General features: G+C 37.5%; 12 protein-coding genes. All 12 read right to left on the bottom strand.

The window, feature by feature from the left end:
• Positions 1-89 precede the first annotated feature (89 nt).
• Positions 90-1580: a Gfo/Idh/MocA family protein gene (locus ACRD7B_RS03995; RefSeq protein WP_430823180.1), complete on the bottom strand. Its 1491-nt coding sequence runs from the start codon at positions 1578-1580 to the stop codon at positions 90-92.
• Positions 1581-1597: 17 nt separating this feature from the next.
• The gene (locus ACRD7B_RS03990) at positions 1598-3502 is read right to left on the bottom strand and encodes a beta-N-acetylhexosaminidase (protein WP_430823179.1); all 1905 of its coding nucleotides are present in this window, start codon (positions 3500-3502) and stop codon (positions 1598-1600) included.
• Position 3503: 1 nt separating this feature from the next.
• Complete coding sequence (locus ACRD7B_RS03985) at positions 3504-5462, bottom strand: beta-N-acetylhexosaminidase (protein WP_430823178.1); 1959 nt, start codon at positions 5460-5462, stop codon at positions 3504-3506.
• Positions 5463-5527: 65 nt separating this feature from the next.
• On the bottom strand, positions 5528-6304 hold the full coding sequence (locus tag ACRD7B_RS03980; protein WP_430823177.1) for a creatininase family protein: 777 nt from the start codon (positions 6302-6304) through the stop codon (positions 5528-5530).
• Positions 6305-6344: 40 nt separating this feature from the next.
• On the bottom strand, positions 6345-7049 hold the full coding sequence (locus tag ACRD7B_RS03975; protein WP_430823176.1) for a 2-phosphosulfolactate phosphatase: 705 nt from the start codon (positions 7047-7049) through the stop codon (positions 6345-6347).
• A 6-nt stretch (positions 7050-7055) separates the two neighbouring features.
• Positions 7056-9371, bottom strand: a complete 2316-nt coding sequence (locus tag ACRD7B_RS03970; RefSeq protein WP_430823175.1) for a family 20 glycosylhydrolase — start codon at positions 9369-9371, stop codon at positions 7056-7058.
• A gap of 79 nt (positions 9372-9450) precedes the next feature.
• Positions 9451-12624 (bottom strand): beta-galactosidase, LacZ type, encoded by a 3174-nt coding sequence (lacZ, locus tag ACRD7B_RS03965; RefSeq protein WP_430823174.1) that lies wholly within the window; start codon positions 12622-12624, stop codon positions 9451-9453.
• Between the two features lie 425 nt (positions 12625-13049).
• Entirely contained in the window at positions 13050-14231 is a 1182-nt protein-coding gene (locus ACRD7B_RS03960) for a n-acyl-d-glucosamine 2-epimerase (protein WP_430823173.1), read from the bottom strand.
• 2 nt (positions 14232-14233) lie between these two features.
• On the bottom strand, positions 14234-16873 hold the full coding sequence (locus tag ACRD7B_RS03955) for a sodium:solute symporter family protein (protein ID WP_430823172.1): 2640 nt from the start codon (positions 16871-16873) through the stop codon (positions 14234-14236).
• 1 nt (position 16874) lies between these two features.
• Entirely contained in the window at positions 16875-17798 is a 924-nt protein-coding gene (locus ACRD7B_RS03950) for a dihydrodipicolinate synthase family protein (protein WP_430823171.1), read from the bottom strand.
• 40 nt (positions 17799-17838) lie between these two features.
• Entirely contained in the window at positions 17839-18516 is a 678-nt protein-coding gene (locus tag ACRD7B_RS03945; RefSeq protein WP_430823170.1) for a GDSL-type esterase/lipase family protein, read from the bottom strand.
• Between the two features lie 27 nt (positions 18517-18543).
• Entirely contained in the window at positions 18544-20658 is a 2115-nt protein-coding gene (locus tag ACRD7B_RS03940; RefSeq protein WP_430823169.1) for a sialate O-acetylesterase, read from the bottom strand.
• Positions 20659-20679 lie beyond the last annotated feature (21 nt).

Here is a 20679-nt window from a genome sequence, read left to right as displayed (position 1 = left end):
TTACATTAAGGCAGAAGAAGTTTGGTATAAAAACCATCCAAGTGGTATAAAAGATCAGCAGGCCATAGAGCCCACTGTCCATTTAAACTTTAGTCAAGCGACAATTGTCCTCTAGTATCTGCTTTCTTAAGATTACGAACTGCAGTAGTACCTCCTCCTTTTAAGCTTAGTTCAACAGGGGCATTTGTTTTCCATGCTCCACGTGTAAAATCCGGAACATCAATAGGTTTAGATCCATTGGCAATTGACCATTCGCTCAATGGCGTAATACAGCTCCACGAAGCAGCATCATATACGTCCATATCCATTGGTAATCCATTACGCAAACAATCAATCAAGCGCCAATCCATCATAAAGTCCATACCACCGTGACCTCCAACTTGCTTGGCCATTTCGCCCATTCGTGTCACAATTTCAGGAGCATACTTTTCTTGTAGCTCTTTCATTTTTGCATCATCAGCCTTATTATGCCCGAAAGCGATGTGCTGCAATGGCCACTTTTGAGCAAAGCATTTGGTTCCGCTCAACATATGGATTCTAGAATATGGTCGTGGTGAACTAATGTCATGTTGAATCATAATGGTTCGTCCTTTAACCGTACGAATCATTTGCATATCCATATTACCACGCATTTCTTTTCCAACAAACTGTTGCAAATCGGGTCTGTCTGGTGCTAATTCTTTGATTCGATTAGCCAAAGTAAAATCATCCGACATCATTGCCGTCAGATAATCCATCCTGTCGCCACGATTAATATCCATGGCCTGACAAATTGGCCCTAAACCGTGTGTTGGGTACACATTGGCCTTGCGGCTATTTTCATGTAAGCGCCATAGTTTGTCATAGGCACCATCACCACGTGGCTTATCATCTTGTGGTTTATTAAAATGCCAGTAATCTAGATCATGAATGTAAGCACCTTCGCCATGAACCAAATCACCAAATGCACCCTGTCGAGCCATATTGAGGGTTAAAAGCTCAAAAAAATCGTAACAGCAGTTTTCAAGTATGACGCAATGTTTTTTTGTCTGCTCCGATACTTCAACCATTTCCCAACATTCATCCATAGATTTAGCTGTAGAAACTTCAACCGCTGCATGTTTATCTCCTTTCATAGCAGCTATAGCAACTGGAACATGCCACTCCCAAGGCGTTGCTATATATACCAAATCAACATTTCCACTCTCGCACATATCCTTAAACGCCTCATCACTACCAGTATATTCTTTAGCCAGAGGCAGGCCTAGCTTTTTCAATACATCCTGAGCACCATCAATAGCAGCCTGACGTGTATCACAAACTGCCGTAATTTCCACACCCTCAATATAAGTCATACGCTCAACAGCACCGATACCCCTATCGCCAATACCAACAAAACCAACACGAACTTTATCGAGCTTTGGAGCAGCATATCCGCACATATTAAAATTCATTTTAGGCAGACGCTCAGCGGAGGTCCTGATATAAGCTACTGCTTCTTCTTCAGTTGACTTTGCATTACATCCTGCCAATGGAGCTGAAGCTATAACACCTGTTCCAATAGCTATATTCTTTAAAAATGATCGTCTACTTGATGCCATAATTCTTATATTATAGATTAATTAACCTGGTTAGTTTCTTCAATTTTATGCTTATGATCTAAATCAATTTCGGCTATTTCCCCCAACCGTTTTCCATTTCTAAATGAAGCTGCCTTAATCAAAGTCTCATTCCCTAAATAAAATGGACCTTGATAAACCGGTGAGTGAATCGAAGGTTCTTTTCCGTCTAATGTATACCTTATGAGATGCCTATTTACTTCGTTTGCCATTGAAATCATATATTTGTTATCAATGGAATCTATTTGCTCTGAAATTGCAACATTATATGCACTCATGGAATAATTAATCCCGTCTTTTTCTAACAGCCTATGGTGTTTTTCCAGTCTGGTCATAAAAGAATCAAAGTTTAAGTTCTCCTTAACAGACCATACTGTTTCTGAAAATGCTAACAACCTCGGAAACAACATATACTCTGCATGCTCAGGAGTTCGCACATGTTCAGTCCATAAACAGGCATGCCCTCCTAAAATATGATGCTGTTTTGCTGGGTCAATATCTTCGGGAACTGGATCAAATTTATAAACATCTGTCAGATATAATTTACCATATGCCTTTGGTTCTATTGAAGGATCCCCTTGGTATAAGTCGAAATAAGTATGAGAAATAGGTGACATGACGACATCATGTCCTAAATTTGCCGATTTAATACCTCCTTCATAACCTCGCCATGACATTACCTTAGCATTTTTAGGCAAACCTCCTTCCATAATTTCATCCCATCCAATTACTTCTCTTCCTTTACTATTAACATATTCCGTTATTCTTGACATAAAATGGCTCTGTAATTCCTTTTCATCTTTTAAACCTTCCTTTTTTATGAATTGTTGACAACGGCCACATTCCTTCCATGCACTTTTACCTACTTCATCTCCTCCAATATGAATTAATTTAGAAGGAAATAAATCCATTGTTTCATCTAATATTTTAGTAAAAAACTGATAGGTAAATTCACTTCCCACACATACTACATCTTTGCCTCTTAGCCCATCTATAGCAATATTATTATTTTCACAGACCAATTCTGGATAAGATAGTAGTGGTGGCAATGAATGACCGGGCATTTCGATTTCTGGTATTATCTGAACAAATCGTTCTTCAGCATATTTTATTATTTCCCGAATTTCATCTTTTGAATAATATCCCCCATAAGCAGGTCTGCCATCTGAAGGTTTACCCATTTCTGTTGCACGCCAATTCCATTCGTCGTGCGTTTTATCCACACGCCAGGCGCCTTCATCTGTTAATTTTGGAAAGGCATCAATGGGGATTCTCCATCCAGGACCATCTACTAAATGCCAATGAAAAACATTTAGTTTGTAACGCACCATATGATCAATGTACTTTTTTATAAAATCAACCGAAAAAAAATGACGACTTACATCAAGGTGAAGTCCTCGCCAGCCAAAACGGGGTGCATCTTTAATACTTACAACAGGAATAGCTAATTCGCCTTCTCCACCATGCTGTTTATTAATACTTACAGGTAACAATTGCCTCAATGTTTGGGTGCCATAAAATAGCCCAACATCTTCCTTCGCTTTTATGTGAATATAATCCTTTGAAACATGTAATTCATACCCCTCTTTATCTTTAATATCCACGCAAATCTCAAATATTATTACATTCTCTTTTGATGGGTTCTCCTTGACGACAGACAAATCTATTTCACAAGATGCATCTATAATATCTTTCAAATGATCAACTACCTTTTGGGTTTTACCTGTACCCTTAGCTATGGAAACTTGAGTATTTGAATTGAGTCTAAATGAACCTTTGTTAATATCTAAACTAACTGGCTGAGGTATTATACTTACTTCTTTATCTATTGATGATTCACATGCCATTGTAAGTCCCAGAACCAGAATAAGCACAAGCTTCATTGTTATAATATTCGCTTTCATATTAATCAATTTTAACCTCTTTTATAACAGGCCAAGATGCAACATCCTTGGACACTTGAATCCGTATTTTTTTTATAAGTTTTCCTTTAACATTTGCTTTAGCTACCCCAAGTTCGTCAAAAGAGGCATGATGTTCAAATTTTTCTCCATCGAATGAAATCAACAAATCTCCATATTGAATATAATCTTTAGAATCACCTGTTATAACCTTAACTGTATTAGCCTTAACACATTCGCCTAATTCTATCTCATACCAATCCCCTTTTCGCATACTTCGTCCGCCCCAATAAAACGTATTTGAACGTCCATCGAAAATATATTCCAAATGGTAGTTCCCATGATTTGGAATACTTGTACTTAGCATGGCATGTCTAACCAACGAAGGCTTCTCTTTTTTCGGAACGAATTCTAACTCATTAATCGCATCGTCAATAAAATAGCTAATCCCCTGATTTGTAAGCAAACCGTAATTATTTTCTAAGCGGATTAAAAATGATTCCCAATCTCGTTGTTTTTTACTAGTCCAAAGTACTTCTGCCAAAGCAATCAATCTTGGGTAAAGCATTTCTTCAACTCTATCTTGGGTACTTACTCGTTCAGTCCATAAACATGCCTGCCCTCCTATGACCAAGTGATTTTTATTCAACATTGTTATTTCCGTCGATATTGGATCCCACTCATAAACCTTACGCGTTGAATTACCGGCGTAGCCCCAATCAAAATAACATCCATGTTGGGGAGCCATAATAACTGGCACATCTCTTTCCAGCGCTTCTATTGCTCGTTCAAAACCATAATCTCGCCATATCATAATAATATCTTCTGATGACGCAGCCTGATGATCATTTATTTCATCCCAACCAATCATTATTCTATTATTATTTGCGGCAATCTCTGACATTTTCTTTGTAAAATAATCTTGTATATTATGCCATCCCTCCATATTATGTTGATGATGCAGATCTTTACATTTATCACATGTTTCCCACACCTTGGTAGGAACCTCATCGCCTCCTAAATGAATTTTTTTTGAGGGAAATATGCTGGCCATTTCTTCAACAATGGTTCCTACAAAATCATATACTGCCTTATTTCCAACACATATCATATTAGCAGTATTCTTATATCTCTTTGAAGGAGGCATCTCTTCCGGATAAGGCTCAAATTTCCCACCTTCACAGGAGTACTCAGGATAAGCAGCTAAAAGAGCAATAGCATGGCCTGGTAAATCTATCTCTGGTATTACTTCAATATTTCTTTTTGATGCATATCTAACAATTTCTTTTAAATCATCTTGAGTATAAAATTTATCCGATAACTCAGGATAATCCTCATAGTAAGTTCCAACACTGGTTAATTTTGGAAAAGCTTTAATTTCAATCCGCCAAGCATTATTGTCGGTCAAATGCAAGTGAAGTTTGTTAAGTTTAAATAATGACATTTGGTCAATCGACTCTTTTAATTCGTCAACTGTCCAAAAATGTCGACTACAATCCAGCATCAATCCACGGTACTCAAATCGAGGCTTATCTTTTATTTGCAGGTATTGAATACTTCCCTTTTCGCTCTGACTTACAATTTGTTTATATGTTTGTAATGCATTAAATGCACCAGCATAATCCGAGGCTTTTATTAAAATACCTCTATCATTTATACTTAATATATATTCCTCATTGCCTAGCTCTGCTGATTGTTGAAAACGAATACCTTTCGATTCAATCTTATCTGCGACTTGTAATATGTTTGCTTCATATTGCTTCTGAAATGAATTAATTTGTCCACCTAACTCTATCCATTCCTCAGGTAATACCAGTACTTCTAATTCATCCAAATTCATGTATTCTCCAGAGTAATCTACTGATGATACTTGCGGAATAAGCGAGAATGGTGTTTCATTTTTTGTTTCACACCCACTTAGCGATATATATACTAAAAGCAATACAAATATAAATTCTCTCATTTTATCATTTCTTTTAATCCTACTTACAGGATAGTTATTCTTTAAATTGGAAGGAGAATAATATATTAGTATAAATCATCTGGGTTTACACTTGCAATTTCTCTTAAAGCATTTGCAATCGACTGTATAAGAAATTTAAAACATTTCTCTCCTTTCTCCGAAGTAGCCATTTTTGGATTTCCAACACCGGTATCGCTTGATATTTTTGCCCAGTTACGAGGTGTCCAAACAACTCCCTTTTTTAATGAATTTAACTTAAACCCAATACTTCTACCATCTCCAGCCTCTTCAACAGTCACCAAATCCGGATGTAAATATTGAATCAGAGAGGTCTCCATTTCCCCTGCATGATCTCCGGGTTCATCAAAAAACTCATCACAGCCAACAATTTTAAACCAATCAATCACCCCAATAAAAAAATCATTGAACTGAGTTTGGAAATCTCTTACCAGTGATTTAAAATCATTGCCACCATGGCTATTAATAATCACAAGTCTTTTAATACCCTGTTTCTGCAAAGACATCAAAATATCCTCCAGAATAACTTTTTGAGTTGAGAGCCGTGTATTTAAACAAAATGGTAAATCAAGCTGTCCCGGATTTTGTAAGCCTAAAGGAATGGCAGGAAGAACCATTGTTTTTACACCATCTTGCCATGCAATCGCGGCAGCACCAACAGCTATTTCTTTAGCCTGAATAGTATCTGTAGCATACGGTAAATGATAATTATGAGGTTCTGTTGCACCCCAAGGCAAAATGGCCATTTCATACTTTTCCTGCTTAACAGTGCCCCAATTGGTTTGATCAAGGATATAAGGAAGGCTGGATAATTTTTTGGTCATCTTCTTTATAAAATCATATTAATACATTCATTTCAACAAATTAAATAATGATTCTGCCTGCCTTGTAATAGGGTACTAATTGAATGCTGTTTTTCTGAAAGCAATATTTCAAATCATCATAAAAACCCCTTTTCTGAAGTAATTTATAATGATTTCCTCCCGAGGCAATCTGCTCTAAATCTTTATTTGTCTCATAAAGCTCCTTCATTGCCAATGCACCATCCGATAGTTGAATATCAAATATTTGACCTAGGATACTTATTATCATTCCGGCACACAAAGAATCTTCAATCGTAAAAAAATCATTAGATCCACTGCAAACTAAAACCGGATCATCACCTTCTGAAATACTTTCAACAATAGACTTTACATTAAGAAATGAGGCGATAACAATTTTATTGGCAGCAACAGATCCTTTAATGGCTCTCGTTCCATTGGATGTTGTCATCACTATGGTTTTGTTTTCAACTACCCCAGGGACATAATCCAAAGGTGAATTTCCATAATCAAACCCCTCAATTGCCAAAGTATCTCTTTCGCCTCCAAGTAACACCTGTTTCGGATTTTCTTTTTTAAGAGCAAAAGCTTCTTCTGGTGACAGAACCGGTATAACTTCTTTAGCTCCATTATTTAAAGCCGTTACCATTACCGATGTAGCACGTAGTACATCGATAACAATAGCAACTTTTCCTTTGACTTTTGCCTCAGCTAGATCTCCTGCTGCAAATACAACGTCTACTTTCATGGTATTTTAGTGACTAAAATATTCAGAAATATTAGTTATGGTTTCTCCACCCGGTGCTACAACAGACACTTTTAGGTTCTCTCCTCCAGTTGCTTCAAAATACACCACTTTAATAGGATAAGTTCCTACTTTGAGTGCAACACTTGCTTTCTGATATTCCATTCCGTGGTATCCATCATTATCAATAATCAACTGATCGTTAAGATATAACACAGATCCATCATCAGAGCCAAGACTAATTTTATACAATCCTTCTTGAGGAATTGTAACAAAGCCTTTCATTTGCAAACCAAAATGGTCATGTGGCGCATTATCCGGTATCGAAATATTATCAACACTAATAATTTTACCATCCGCTTTTTCAACCTCTTTACACGAACTAAATTTGCCAACAGACAACTTACAACTTAAGCCGTTTTTGGCTCCAGGCTCTGCAGTTCCCTCCATGTACTTAAGGTTAACCGCTTCAATTTCTAGCACTTCACTACTTTCACCTTCCAGATTAATTGCTACAGCTTTAATAACACCTTCAGTATCAATTTTGATGGCACTAGTATATAGTGTTGAACTTTTTGTTGGCGTAGATCCGTCCAAAGTATAATAGACTTGAGCACCTACAGCATTATTCTCCAACACTAAGTGTTCTTTGTTTAAAAACTCCACCTTAGAAACAAGTGCAGAAGGCATAAGTATTTTGTTAAAATAGTTCACGTCAAGCATATCTAAACGCTTAAAATGCTTTTGTAGTCTTAACGCAAACTCGTCAAAATTACGTTTCTTATAATCCAACCAACCAACTTCTGAAATAGCACATGCTCTCGGATAAGCCATATATTCAACATGATCACTAGTTTTCATATACTCAGTCCATAAATTACCTTGTACCCCAATAATATATTTCATTTCATCGGCTGTTAATTCTGATGAATAAGGGTTATATGAATAAACTTTACTCAAAGGTAAAAAGCCTCCAATAGCTAGCGGTTCCTTGTCTGGATTATTCTGATAATGATCGAGATAAAAGTGTGAATTAGGCGTCATAATAACATTATGTTTTTGCTTAGCTGCCTCAATTCCTCCTTGAATACCTCTCCACGACATAACCGTTGCATTAGGGGCCAATCCACCTTCCAAGATTTCATCCCAGCCGATAATGTCACGACCATGACTATTTAAAAACTTTTCAATTCGACTAATAAAGTAGCTCTGTAATTCATGTGCATTTTTGCAATGCTCTTTACGCATGCGCTTTTTACATTTTGGACACTCGTTCCATCTTGTCTTTGGGCATTCATCGCCTCCGATATGTATGTATTTAGAAGGGAATATTTCCATCACTTCAACTAATACATCTTCTAAGAACTGAAACGACTGCTCATTACCAGCACAAAAGACATCATCAAAAACGCCCCAAGTCTTGGCTACTTCATATGGTCCTCCGGTACATCCAAGATTCGGATAAGCAGCCAAAACAGCCTGTGCGTGTCCTGGTAATTCTATTTCAGGAATAACAGTAATATGACGATCAGCAGCATACTTAACAATTTCCTTTGCTTGTTCTTGCGTATAAAATCCTCCATATGGTTTTCCATCATACTCGGCTGTACTACTACCTCCATGTCCTACTCGTGTTTCATTACGATGGGCAGCTATTTCGGCCAATTTCGGATATTTTTTAATTTCTAATCTCCATCCCTGATCCTCGGTTAAATGCCAATGAAACACGTTCATTTTGTGTAAAGCCAGCAAATCAATAAATTTCTTTAAAAAATCAACTGGAAAAAAATGACGACCAACATCGAGGTGCAGACCTCTGTAAGAAAAACGAGGAGCATCTGATATTTCAACTGACGGTACATTCCATTGTATCCCTGCTACTTTATTTTTGCTTTCTATCTCAACTGGTAATAATTGACGTATTGTCTGAAAAGCATAATATAAACCTACAGGATTATTCGACTTCACCAGAATACCATTTGGTGTTACTGTCAATTTATAACTGCCTTCCTCACCTTCCAACTCTTTATCTTCAATAAATACGATGGCACCAGTAACCATGGTTTCCGTAGATACCGATGCAACTTTTAGCTCGTGAGCAGTAGCTGGTTTAATAAACTCAGCGAAGGTCTTTGCCACAAACTCCGCATTCTCACTTCCAGAGAATAATACTTCAGTTTTATTATTTATTGTAAATACACCAGTATTCTCGACCAATTCCTGCGGAAAAGGAATAATGTTGTATTCATTCTTTTTTGACTCTTTACAACCAAAGCTTACCGATAATACAGCAAAGGCAAGCACTAACATTACATAATGTCTCATTAATATATCTTTAATAGTTTAACTCAAACCCTTATAAATCAGTGTTTCTCCAGAAACACAATTCCGGATTCAACAGCTTCTAAAATGATTTCTCAGCACCATACATAAAAACAGTTTTCTTTTTCAGATCAACCGGAATTAGTTCAAGCTGAAATCTATATGTATTTGTATTTAGCACATACTGTGGTAATACGCTTGGTCCGCAAGTAGCTGTTCCTAAACCTGCTTGTTGATGATCGAGATTAAGCGTTACAAACTCAGCTTTATCCAACTCATTAGCATGACGAGCTTTATCAATATCTGTATCTGAATATGGGTAAGCACTGAAATTTAGCTTTTCCTCTCCCCTAAAGAAGAAGCCAACCCCTTCTACATTAGTAATTGATCCCCATTTGGTTTGACTTTTATTAGCATTATCTTGCGGAACCACTAAATTAGAATCAAATAACTCCATTGCTGTTGCCTCGTAATAGCCGACGCGACCTGCTGCATCTCTATCTGAATAAGTTGACACAGGCCCAAACCCATACCACGAGCATTGATCCAAAGCTTTATTCAATAAGGTTTGATAGCCAACCTTTGCTACGGCCTTAATATTTGATGAAAGCTCAATATCAACATCTATATTAACAGCACCGTTATTACTAATCGTATATTGTTGATTGGCTCTAATCTCTGTTCCCTTTTCAGAATTTACCAAAACCACAGGAATTATAATCTTCACACGACTATCCTGTTCTTCAACAACTTTAATTTTACCAGATACTTTTTGTTCCAGATTATTAAGACCAGCATCCAGCCACGCTCTTTTTCCATTACCGTCGCGCACATCATTTTCGGTTACCGGACGATAAAAATTAAGCTTGGGACCTTGCTTAACAATCGATTGACCTTCAAATATGTATTCCGACATAAGCCCATCAGCCTTTGAGAAACTCATGCTAAAATTAGTTCCTTCTATAGTAACAGCCAGATCATTCTGATTAACAGATATTGAACCTAGTGATTTAGCAATTTTATATTCCTTTGCTTCGATAGGTAACACAAATTGATCCCATGCCAATTCATGTCCTTCTGTAATTAAACCCTTACGATTTTTTCGAGCAAAAGAAAACGTAAGCGTATAGTTTTGGCCAGCTTTTAGAACTGGCAATTCAGGTAATTTCAACTGCACCTCTTTAGAGTCCTGAGCTTCAATATCAGTATCCAAAACTTGCTCGGCCACAATTCCTTCTGCATTAGCAATAGTCCACTTAACAACAAACTCGTTTATATTAGTAAAGAAGTATTTATTATAGATAGCAAAATGCGCCTTTTCAATATCAATGGCCTTTACTGATATATTTTGATATACTTTTTTTGTCTCGTGTAGCTGTGGGTTCGGCTGACGATCCGGATTCACCAAACCATTTAAACAAAAGCTATTATCACTTGGCATATTAGTTCCATACTCGCCACCATAAGCAAAATACATACGGCCATTTTCATCAACTTCACGTAAGCCTTGATCAACCCAATCCCAAATACAACCACCTTGCAAAGCAGGATATTTTTCAATTGCCTCCCAATAGTCTTTCAAACTACCACAGCTATTACCCATCGCATGCGAATACTCACATTGAATCAATGGTCGATCCGGATTGCTTTTAGCATATTCGATTGTACGCTCAATACTGGCATACATTGGGCAGTAGATATCCGTATTATCCTCTAATCCCGACCTTTCGTACTGTACTGGACGTGAAGAATCTTGCGCTTTTAACCAATTATAAGTTGCTACAAAATTATCACCATTTCCAGCTTCATTACCGAGCGACCAAGTGATTATAGATGGTTGATTTTTATCGCGTTCATACATCGCAATTGTACGCGCCATATGTGCATCTTCCCATTCAGGATCTTTTGCCAATGAGCGATCGCCATACCCCATACCATGCGATTCGATATTAGCCTCGTCAATGACATAAAGACCATAAATGTTACACAGTTCATAAAAACGCTCACACGTAGGATAGTGGCAAGTACGAACCGTATTGATGTTATTTTCTTTCATCAAACGAATGTCCATCAACATACTGGTCTCATCAACAACATGCCCATTATCAGGATCATGCTCATGCCTGTTAACACCTTTAATTAATACTGGCTGTCCATTAACCAAGAATTGTCCATTTTTAACTTCAGCAGTTCTAAAGCCAACCTGTTGTGTTAGACTTTGTAAAACTTTACCCTTTTTGTCTTTCAGATTAATAACTAGACGATATAGGTTAGGTTGCTCGGCACTCCATTTTCTAGGATTCTCAACTACATCTTTTTCAAAGTTAGCAATGCTTGTTTGTTCAGTAACCTCCATGGTTACCGACATGTCGATTAGCTGCTCTTCTTTATTTTCGCTTAATAACTTTGCCTCAACCGTATAACGACCTGGCTTCTTCTCGTAGTGATTAGCTAATTCCACTTGAAGGTTAAATGTGCCATTTTGGTAATTATTATCCAGGCCTGTAATAACATTAAAATCGCGAATACGAACTTGTGGACGAGCTGATAGCGTTACATCACGCTGAATTCCACTTAAACGCCAAAAGTCCTGACACTCCAGATAGCTGCCATCTGACCAACGATAAACTTCCAAGGCAATTGTATTTTCGCCCTGCCTGATGTATTTTGTCAAATCAAACTCTGCGGGTGTTTTTGAACCCTGACTGTAGCCCACTTTCTGCCCGTTTATCCAAAGGTAAAAAGCTGATTTTACAGCTCCAAAAGTGACGAATACTTGTCTTCCATCCCATGATTCAGGAATATTAAAAGTTCTTTTATACGAACCAACCGGATTATAACCTTCCGGAATGAATGGCGGTTCAGGTCTTTTTTTAGCAATTTGCCAAAATGGATAAGTTGTATTTACATAAATAGCCGTATCAAAACCTTCAATCTCCCAGTTTGCCGGTACTTTTATATCATCCCAGCCACTAACATCATACTTCTCATGATAAAAATCCTTAGGTCGATTCTCTGGATCTTGAGTCAAATTAAATTTCCACGTTCCATTAAGGCTCTGATGGTAAATTGAATTAGAAATAATTCCATCCCATGCGTCACGCTCCGTTTCGAATGGCACAAAATAAGCATAAGGTGCTTCTTTATTAATCTCGAAAACTTTTGGATTTTGCCAATCAACAATTATTTGTGCACTTAAGCTGTTTATAGATATCATCCATAAACAAAACAAACTCAGCTTTAATATTTGCTTCATCTTTTCAGTATTTATAATATATAAATTTTATTTAGAATCTCTCATGACACAAATATATGATGTTAGTGCTACGCTATGCCATGACATTTTCATCAAAAAAAGTGGTTTTTCATTCATAAAAACATGTTGCGTTCATTCAAAACATGACAACATTTTATTCAAATCAAAAGACAGCGCACTAAACTTAAATATCTTAGCATAATTGCGACTCAATAAAGAAAATCCTTAAAGTTGACTATCCTCGTTGTAAGCCCCCGAGTTATTTTGCCAACTTTATTTCAGCTCCGCTAAAAAGAGGGTTTTCTTCATTCACCCCCATCCGGTACATAATCGGACATCTTCTCTGTAAAAACAGGAGAGAACTATAAAACCCACGAGGCAAGCCTCGAAGAATCCGTCTAATTAAAATATTAAGAAAACACCACTTAAAGTGTTTTCTTAATATTTTCAAGCGTTTGCAAGGCAATCATCAAGCCTCGTGGCACATGAAAACAACCCTTCCATTTTCCACCTTTCAGCGGCAGTAGCACCTCACCGCGACGGTTCAGGTAGCCGAACCATTCGCCATGTTCTGGGTCTGAAAAGTGTTTAAATGCATAATCATGTACCTTTGTGAACCATTCCCAGCAAGCTACATTACCTGTATGTTGATAGCCCTTTAATAAAGCAACTAATGTTTCAAGATGAACCCACCATAGTTTTTGATCCCACTCCAACTGTTGATTAGGATGTCCTTTTAAGTCCATAAAGTAGAAAATACCTCCGTGCTCTTTATCCCATCCATATTCCAAAGTATCAAGCGTAATTTTAACAGCTTTTTCAATTAATTCAGGACGTTTTAGCTTTTTACCCAAATCCATCATAAACCACATCGATTCAATGGCATGCCCTGGATTGAGGAGGCGCCCTTCAAAACAGTCTACAAATTGACCATCAGGACTTACATTTTCAAGGATAAGACCTTGATCTTCGAGATAAAAAACATCCATTACCTCATGAATCACCTTATCTAAAGTCTCCGTAATAAAAGCCTTTGGCAAAAGTGTCTCAATCTCCATTGCAAGGTTGGATAGAATCATAGGCAAGGCAAAATTCTTAAGTTCTCGTGTTCCTGGCACTATTTTATTATAAGTGCCCTTAGGGTTATTTTGCCGTTTTATGATCGAATAGAAGGTATCCTTAGCTAAAGTAGCATAATTCTCATGCCCGGTTGCTTTATAAAGTTGACCAAAGGCCATGGTAGCAAAACAATCGGAAAAGATATTGTATGGTTGTACTAATGGCTCTCCGTTTTGATTTAAAGAAAAATACCAATTACCATCTTCATCTTTACCATGCTTCTGCAGAAATTCAGCGCCATGCAAAGCCATATCAAGCCATTCTTGCTTTGGCTCAACTGTATTATAGAGCTTAGCGAATTGCCATACTTCACGAGCTTGCAACCAAATGAATTTATCCGTATCGTAAACCTGTCCGTCGCGAGACAAACAGGTAAAATAACCACCATATACTTCATCTTTAGAATGATTCATCCAAAAGGGAATAACCTTTTGGAATAACTCATTACTATATTGTTTGATATAACTATCAATCTTACTCTGTTCCATAACTATAAACTATCTACATTACGAATCTCACTATTATAAGTGAGTTTATCTATGGCCTTCTTTTGCGGCCAAATAAAACTTAACACATAGGCTACTGCAACACTAATTGCTATACCAACTGCACCGTATAATAAAAATGACATTGGCGAATAGCTTCGCAACCATAACAAGGCAACAAAACCAACTATAACACCAATAAAGGCCGCAATACCTGAAATACGCTTGAAGAATATTCCCATTACAAACAATGCTCCAAGTCCACCGGTTAATAGACCGAGGAAGGTATTAAATTGATCCCACAGAGAAGCGATGTCCCAAGTGGCTAATATAAGTGCCATACCTATTCCAAAGATACCAACGATAATTCCAGATAGACGAGCCACAAGCATACTACTTTTACCTTTTGCCTTTGGTCGTAGCACATCAAAGAAATCAGATGTAATAACGGCTGATACAGAATTGATATTAGATGACAAGGTTGACATCGCTGCAGCAAACACGGCAGCAATAAGTAAACCAGCTAATCCAGCTGGTAATTCAGAAACAATAAAATGTGGAAATACGGCATCCAAATTAGGAATTGAAACTGATAAAGCCTCTGGCTTGGATGTATAAAAAGCATACAAGCCTGTTCCTAATAAAAAGAAAATTACTGATACAGGTATACTAATAATTCCATTTAACCATATACTCTTTGATGTGGCCTTTTCGTCCTTGGTAGTCATATAACGCTGTACAACTGACTGATCACTTGTATAAGCTATTAGACTATTCGCAAATCCTCCGAGCAATACAACCCATAGAACCGGTTTAGACCAATCCATATTAAAATCTAAAAGAAACAGTTTTTGATTATCAAAAGATACATCAATAAATCCACCCATTCCTCCATCAACACCAAATATCATATAAGCCAAAGCTAACAATGCACCAAACATTAGGATAATCCCCTGAATAACATCACCCCACACAACAGCCTCTATTCCACCACTGGTGCAATAAATAATTGTTACTACACCCATAACAATTATTGACCAATAAACACTAAAGCCTGTAACGGCGTGTAATGCCAACGATGGTAAAAACAAGACAACTGCGATACGTGTTACCATAAAGATGATAAAAAACAGAGAAGCCATCCAGCGCACACTTCTATTAAAACGAAGCTCTAGATACTCATAAGCTGTTCCAATATTTAATCTTCTAAAAAAGGGTAGATAATACTTAATCACTACCGGAGCAACCAGTATTATAGTCAGGTTAAAAATCAGCATGCGCCAATCAGTAGCATATGACTTAGCCGGAATAGCGATAAATGTAATGGCACTTAATGTTGTAGCAAAAATACTAATACCTGCAGCCCACCAGGGGATACGTCCTCCTGCCTTAAAGAAATCCTGCTCATCATTTTCGCGTTTCATAAAATAGAAACCCAAATACAGCATACCAATAAAGTAAAGTACCAGAACAACGTAGTTCAATAGACCAAATCCTTCCTGGCGTGCAAAATCAAGAGTAATAACTTGATCTGTACGGATACCCGGGCGAATTTCACCACTTGGTATAATCACTTTATTCTGCAATAATACAGCAGATGTTACAGCCGGAGCTTCTGCTTCCAACTCACCGGCACTAAACCAACTATCCGTTATTGTATTATAGAGTAGAATCTCTTTATTAAATCCCGGATGGTTTATCCATAAGCTATCGCGAATTTGTTGTGCCAATACACGCTCGTCACCTTCCGAAGCTTTCATTTTGTTTATAGCATGCTCCACTTGATTAAATGTAGAACCATCATCTCCACCAACAATCAATATATGAGAGGCACCGGTTTTTACACTTGCAGCTGCGGCAATTGTAATTGGATTGCCACCTTTTAGCATCCAATCATTTTTCTTTATCCAATTATTTGCAGATGGCTTATACTTCCACACCTGACTACTGAAGGTTGTAATTGCTTCACCATGTAGCTTATAACGCCCACCTATTACAAATAAGCATTGTTCGCTTCCATCAGTTTGGCTAACTACAGTAGCATGACTTAAAGCCTGAGGTAGTTCAGTGATGGTCTCCCACCCTTTGTCAACAGCATTTAAATCAAGTTGAAGCACTTTCAAATTATACCCATCAACGGTTACGCCACCAACAACATAAACGGTTCTTCCAATTGCCGTCATTCCATGACCCTTTAGAGAAAATGGAAGGGCTGGCATATTTGTAACTTTAGCTTGTTTATTAGAATATGAAATCAAAAAAGATTGATTTGATATACCTTTCGGATTAGACCCTCCTGTGCAAAACACACCTTCGGGCAGAGAAACAGTTGCACCTCCGGCTAATGCTTCAGGCATTCGCCAATTGACATTACTCTGCCACTTGGTACCGTCAAACACTATAATTTCATTCGAGAATTTTTTAATGCCATTTTCCCATGGTTTAGCATCAGGAAAGGCTGAGCCACCAGCCAATATCAATGTATTGTTATGAACACCAACAAACGAAGCTGCCCATCCATGATGAGGATTTGAATCTGACAAGGCAGGTAACTTATTCAACTTACTTTGCTGAACATGTGCGAATATTGGAATCGTAACAAAAAGAGATACGATAAAAAATAAGGTTCTAACTGTATGCTTCATCTTATTTTATTTTTGAAAAAAAGGCATTCATATTAAGTGCATCAACATCTTTAGTAAATTCATCATAAGCACTATCTGTCATTGGTTTAATTGGTAAGCGAAACTGCCCACACTCAATACCCACATATTTCATAAAGGCTTTACCGGTACCGATTCCACCATATTTACCCAAGAGGCGAATCATATCAATTGATTGTTGTTGCAATTGACGTGCTGATACTATATCTCCCTTTTTATAATCATCAATCAACGTAAGATAAAGCGGTGTTGCGTAGTTAAAGGTACTTCCAACTCCTCCTTCGGCACCAATCGCTAGTGCTGCTAATAAGTTTTCATCACGTCCCCACAACATATCATATTGTCCATCGGCAAAGTGAAGGCATGAAAGAAAATCCATAAAGTCCTCATGAGTATATTTAACGCCAGCAAAATTCGGCATCTTTCCATGTAAAGCCTTAATCAACTCAATCATTGGAACATCAACACCTGTTAATACTGGTATGTGATAAAAGTAAACCGGCATGTCAGGTACAGAAGCTCCAATTTTCATCACAAATTCGGCCAATTGCTCAGCAGTATTAGGCTTGAAATAAAACGGTGCCATTACAGCAATTGCATCCATTCCAACTTCTTGTGAGTGAAGTGCCAACTGAATTGCCTGCTGATAAGAAGTACCTCCTACGAGGTTTATTAATTTTAAAGGATCAGTATCTTTTTTCGCTTCATTTGTCCATAAAGAAGCCGTCAACTTACGTTCTTCAACAGATAAAGAAACTCCCTCACCTGTACTACCATTTAAAAAAGCGCCAACAAGGCCATTTGCTTTTAAAAAACTATAATAGTCTTTAATTACTGATTCTTTAATTGACCCATCTTTATCCATAGGGGTAAAGGGTGCTGCGATTAATCCTTTTATTTTTTCCATCATCTTAATGTTGAGTATCGTAGTTTTATTTTTTGCCTAACTATTTAATATATGGTTTAATAATATCTGCCCAGAGAAAATACCCTGCCCCAGTCAAATGCAAACCATCATTTGTATATTTTATTTGCATTAAGTTATCATCCTCATTTTTAAAATGAGAAAATAAATCGATATAGTGCGAACTATGCCCTTGACACCAAATTTTTAAACCTTTGTTAATCGAAATTATCTCTTCGGTTTTGGAGCAATGCCCACTGAATTTCTTGAACACCGGATTAACCGGCAGTATACTCTGGATATACACTTGGGTATTTGGTGATTTCACTCCAATCTGCAAAGCAATCTGCTTAATTTTACTTACAATAGTATCGCTGCTCGTTCCTCGAGCTAAATCATTAACTCCAATGAGTAAAAACACTTTTTTTGGTTTCGATTCAGTAACCTCATCCAAGCGATACAATACACCATCCGTTACATCACCACTTATCCCCCTGTTTCTTACCTTTTTGTTATTAAGTAACTCAATCCACTCACCTCCATCGGTAATGCTATTACCTAAAAAAATAATTTCATTTTTAGTATTCGGTAGTTCTTCAAATAATGATTTCCGTTGATGATAATAAGTGGAAAACCTATCGCTTTGAGCATGTAAGTCAACAATACACCATTGAGAAATAAGCATCAAAACCATTACTACCAGTATCTTGTTGTTTTTCATAACTATTGATTTGTTTTTTTTTGATATTTATAATATTTTAAAAGGATGTTCTAAAAGAAAAGTAGAAACTGGAACACCATCTTCATTCACCAGATTGCCACTCGAATATGGTTTCCATGCATAGCGTACTGCTTTTATAAATTGTCCTTTAGTTTTAACAATCAGCTGATTTCCTTTTAGAATGGCTCTGACCGGATGGAATAAACCATCCTCTCCAGCTACCTCCAGCTCATGCAATTCATTCTCCTCTGATATTTTCAATCGATTCGTATTCGTAAATGATATGCGTAACTCATCTATTGTGCTCTCGACTTTTTCAATTTTAATATTGCCTTGTGGTGTTGCTTCCGTACCATATAATTGATGAAGTGCTAAATGTGCAAAACGCTCGCCAACTTGTTTCTTTTGTTTTGGGTGAACATCTGTTTCATTACCTAAATCACTTGTAACAACCATTGACACATTCGCTAATTGATTTGCCATTCTACGTTGACTATCTCTAAAATGAGGCCAACTCGGACGGTTTAATGATGAGAGTTGAGCAAAATAAAAGGGTAGATTCGGTTGTTCCCAAACGTCACGCCACGATTGAATTAATGTTGGAAACAGAACTTCATGTAATTCAATATTATGCGCATTGGATTCGCCCTGATACCAAAGCACTCCCTTTATTGAAAAGCCTGCTATCTGCTCAATACCTGCTTCAAATAAATAAGCTGGTTGATAGGGATGGCGTTGCATTGGGTCATCTGACTTTTTAATATTAATCATTGCCCGCTGACGACACCATAACATAGTATGATCATTGTTTTGCCAATCGTAAAGCATATTCACTAAGTGAGGATTAAACTCAAGCGTTTTACGATCAACCCAAGACTCAGCAGGAGAGCCACCTACTGCCAGTTGAATTAAACCAATGGCCACATCCAGTTCTGATTCTAATTCCTTACCAAAATACCAAGCAATAGCAGAAAAATCAGCTATCGTTTCAGTATTAGGCATGTGCCACTGACCCGATAGGTAATTTAAGTTATTCACATGATCGAGCATAGCCTTATCCCAAGCCATGTCATTTGTATAGGCACTTTGCCTGAAATTCATTAAGCGCAATTGGGAAGGCATTTTATTTTTAAGTTCTTCAGCACCAAAAGTTGATTCACTTAATTTAAAGGCCATATTCGATTGTCCGGCACACAGCCACACTTCGCCAATCATCACGTTTTCAAAAACGATTTCTTCATTTGTGGAATTGATCTTCAATTCAAAGGGGCCACCATGCTTCATCGCGGGTAATTCCAGATGCCAACGGCCATCAGTGCCAGTTGTAGCTTCAGCCTTTGCACCATTGAATTCAACGCTTATTTTCTCGGCCCCATTAGCTTTGCCCCAAACTGGAATTGGTTTATTACGTTGCAATACCATATGGTCGCCAAATACTGATGCCATTTGCAAACCACCAAAATCACCAGTAAGGTGTTGATATGCCAAACGAGCCATAATGCTCGCGCCTTCTTTAGTTGGATGTAAAGCGTCGGGAAACAAATTTGGACGTGCATGCAAAGGAGAATGCCAGTCAATTATATTTGCCTTGCAGTTGAATGCAACTTGTCCTATGGCTTCTTGAATCTGCCAAAACCAATCACGCGTACCCGATTTAAAGCGTGGATGCCAATGAAATATTGGCGTCATACGACCAACATACAATTCTGGCTGAGTGCCATCTGACTTTTTTACACTATCGATTAAAGCCATATAATCAGTTACAAACTCATCTCGATAATTTGGCCAGTTGCGAGGATCGGTATCATTCAGACCTAAGGAAACAATTAAAATATCAGGTTGGAATTTGACTGCTTCCCTAAACTCATTTTGTTCCATATACGGGCGATGCCCTTTTTGCAATAAGGTGGCACCACTCTTCCCAAAGTTAGCCACCTCAAAGGCATCTCCCAATAATTTTTGTAACTGAGCGGGGTAGCTATAAAGCTTCGGATTGTCAATATTGTAACCATAAGTGACACTATTGCCGACACAAGCCACCTTTATCTTCTGAGCTAGTACTACCTCAGTGGTAAACATCCACAAGATCATAATGTGCAATACTGCATATAGAACTTGTGAAAACATTTTACCTCTGCTCATCCCAACTGTTTTTATATTTAT

The organism is Carboxylicivirga fragile, from assembly GCF_050589805.1.
Taxonomy (GTDB): Bacteria; Bacteroidota; Bacteroidia; order Bacteroidales; family Marinilabiliaceae; genus Carboxylicivirga; species Carboxylicivirga fragile.
The sequence above is the reverse complement of the archived record's forward strand: the minus strand, read 5'-3'. Positions and strand labels throughout refer to the sequence as shown.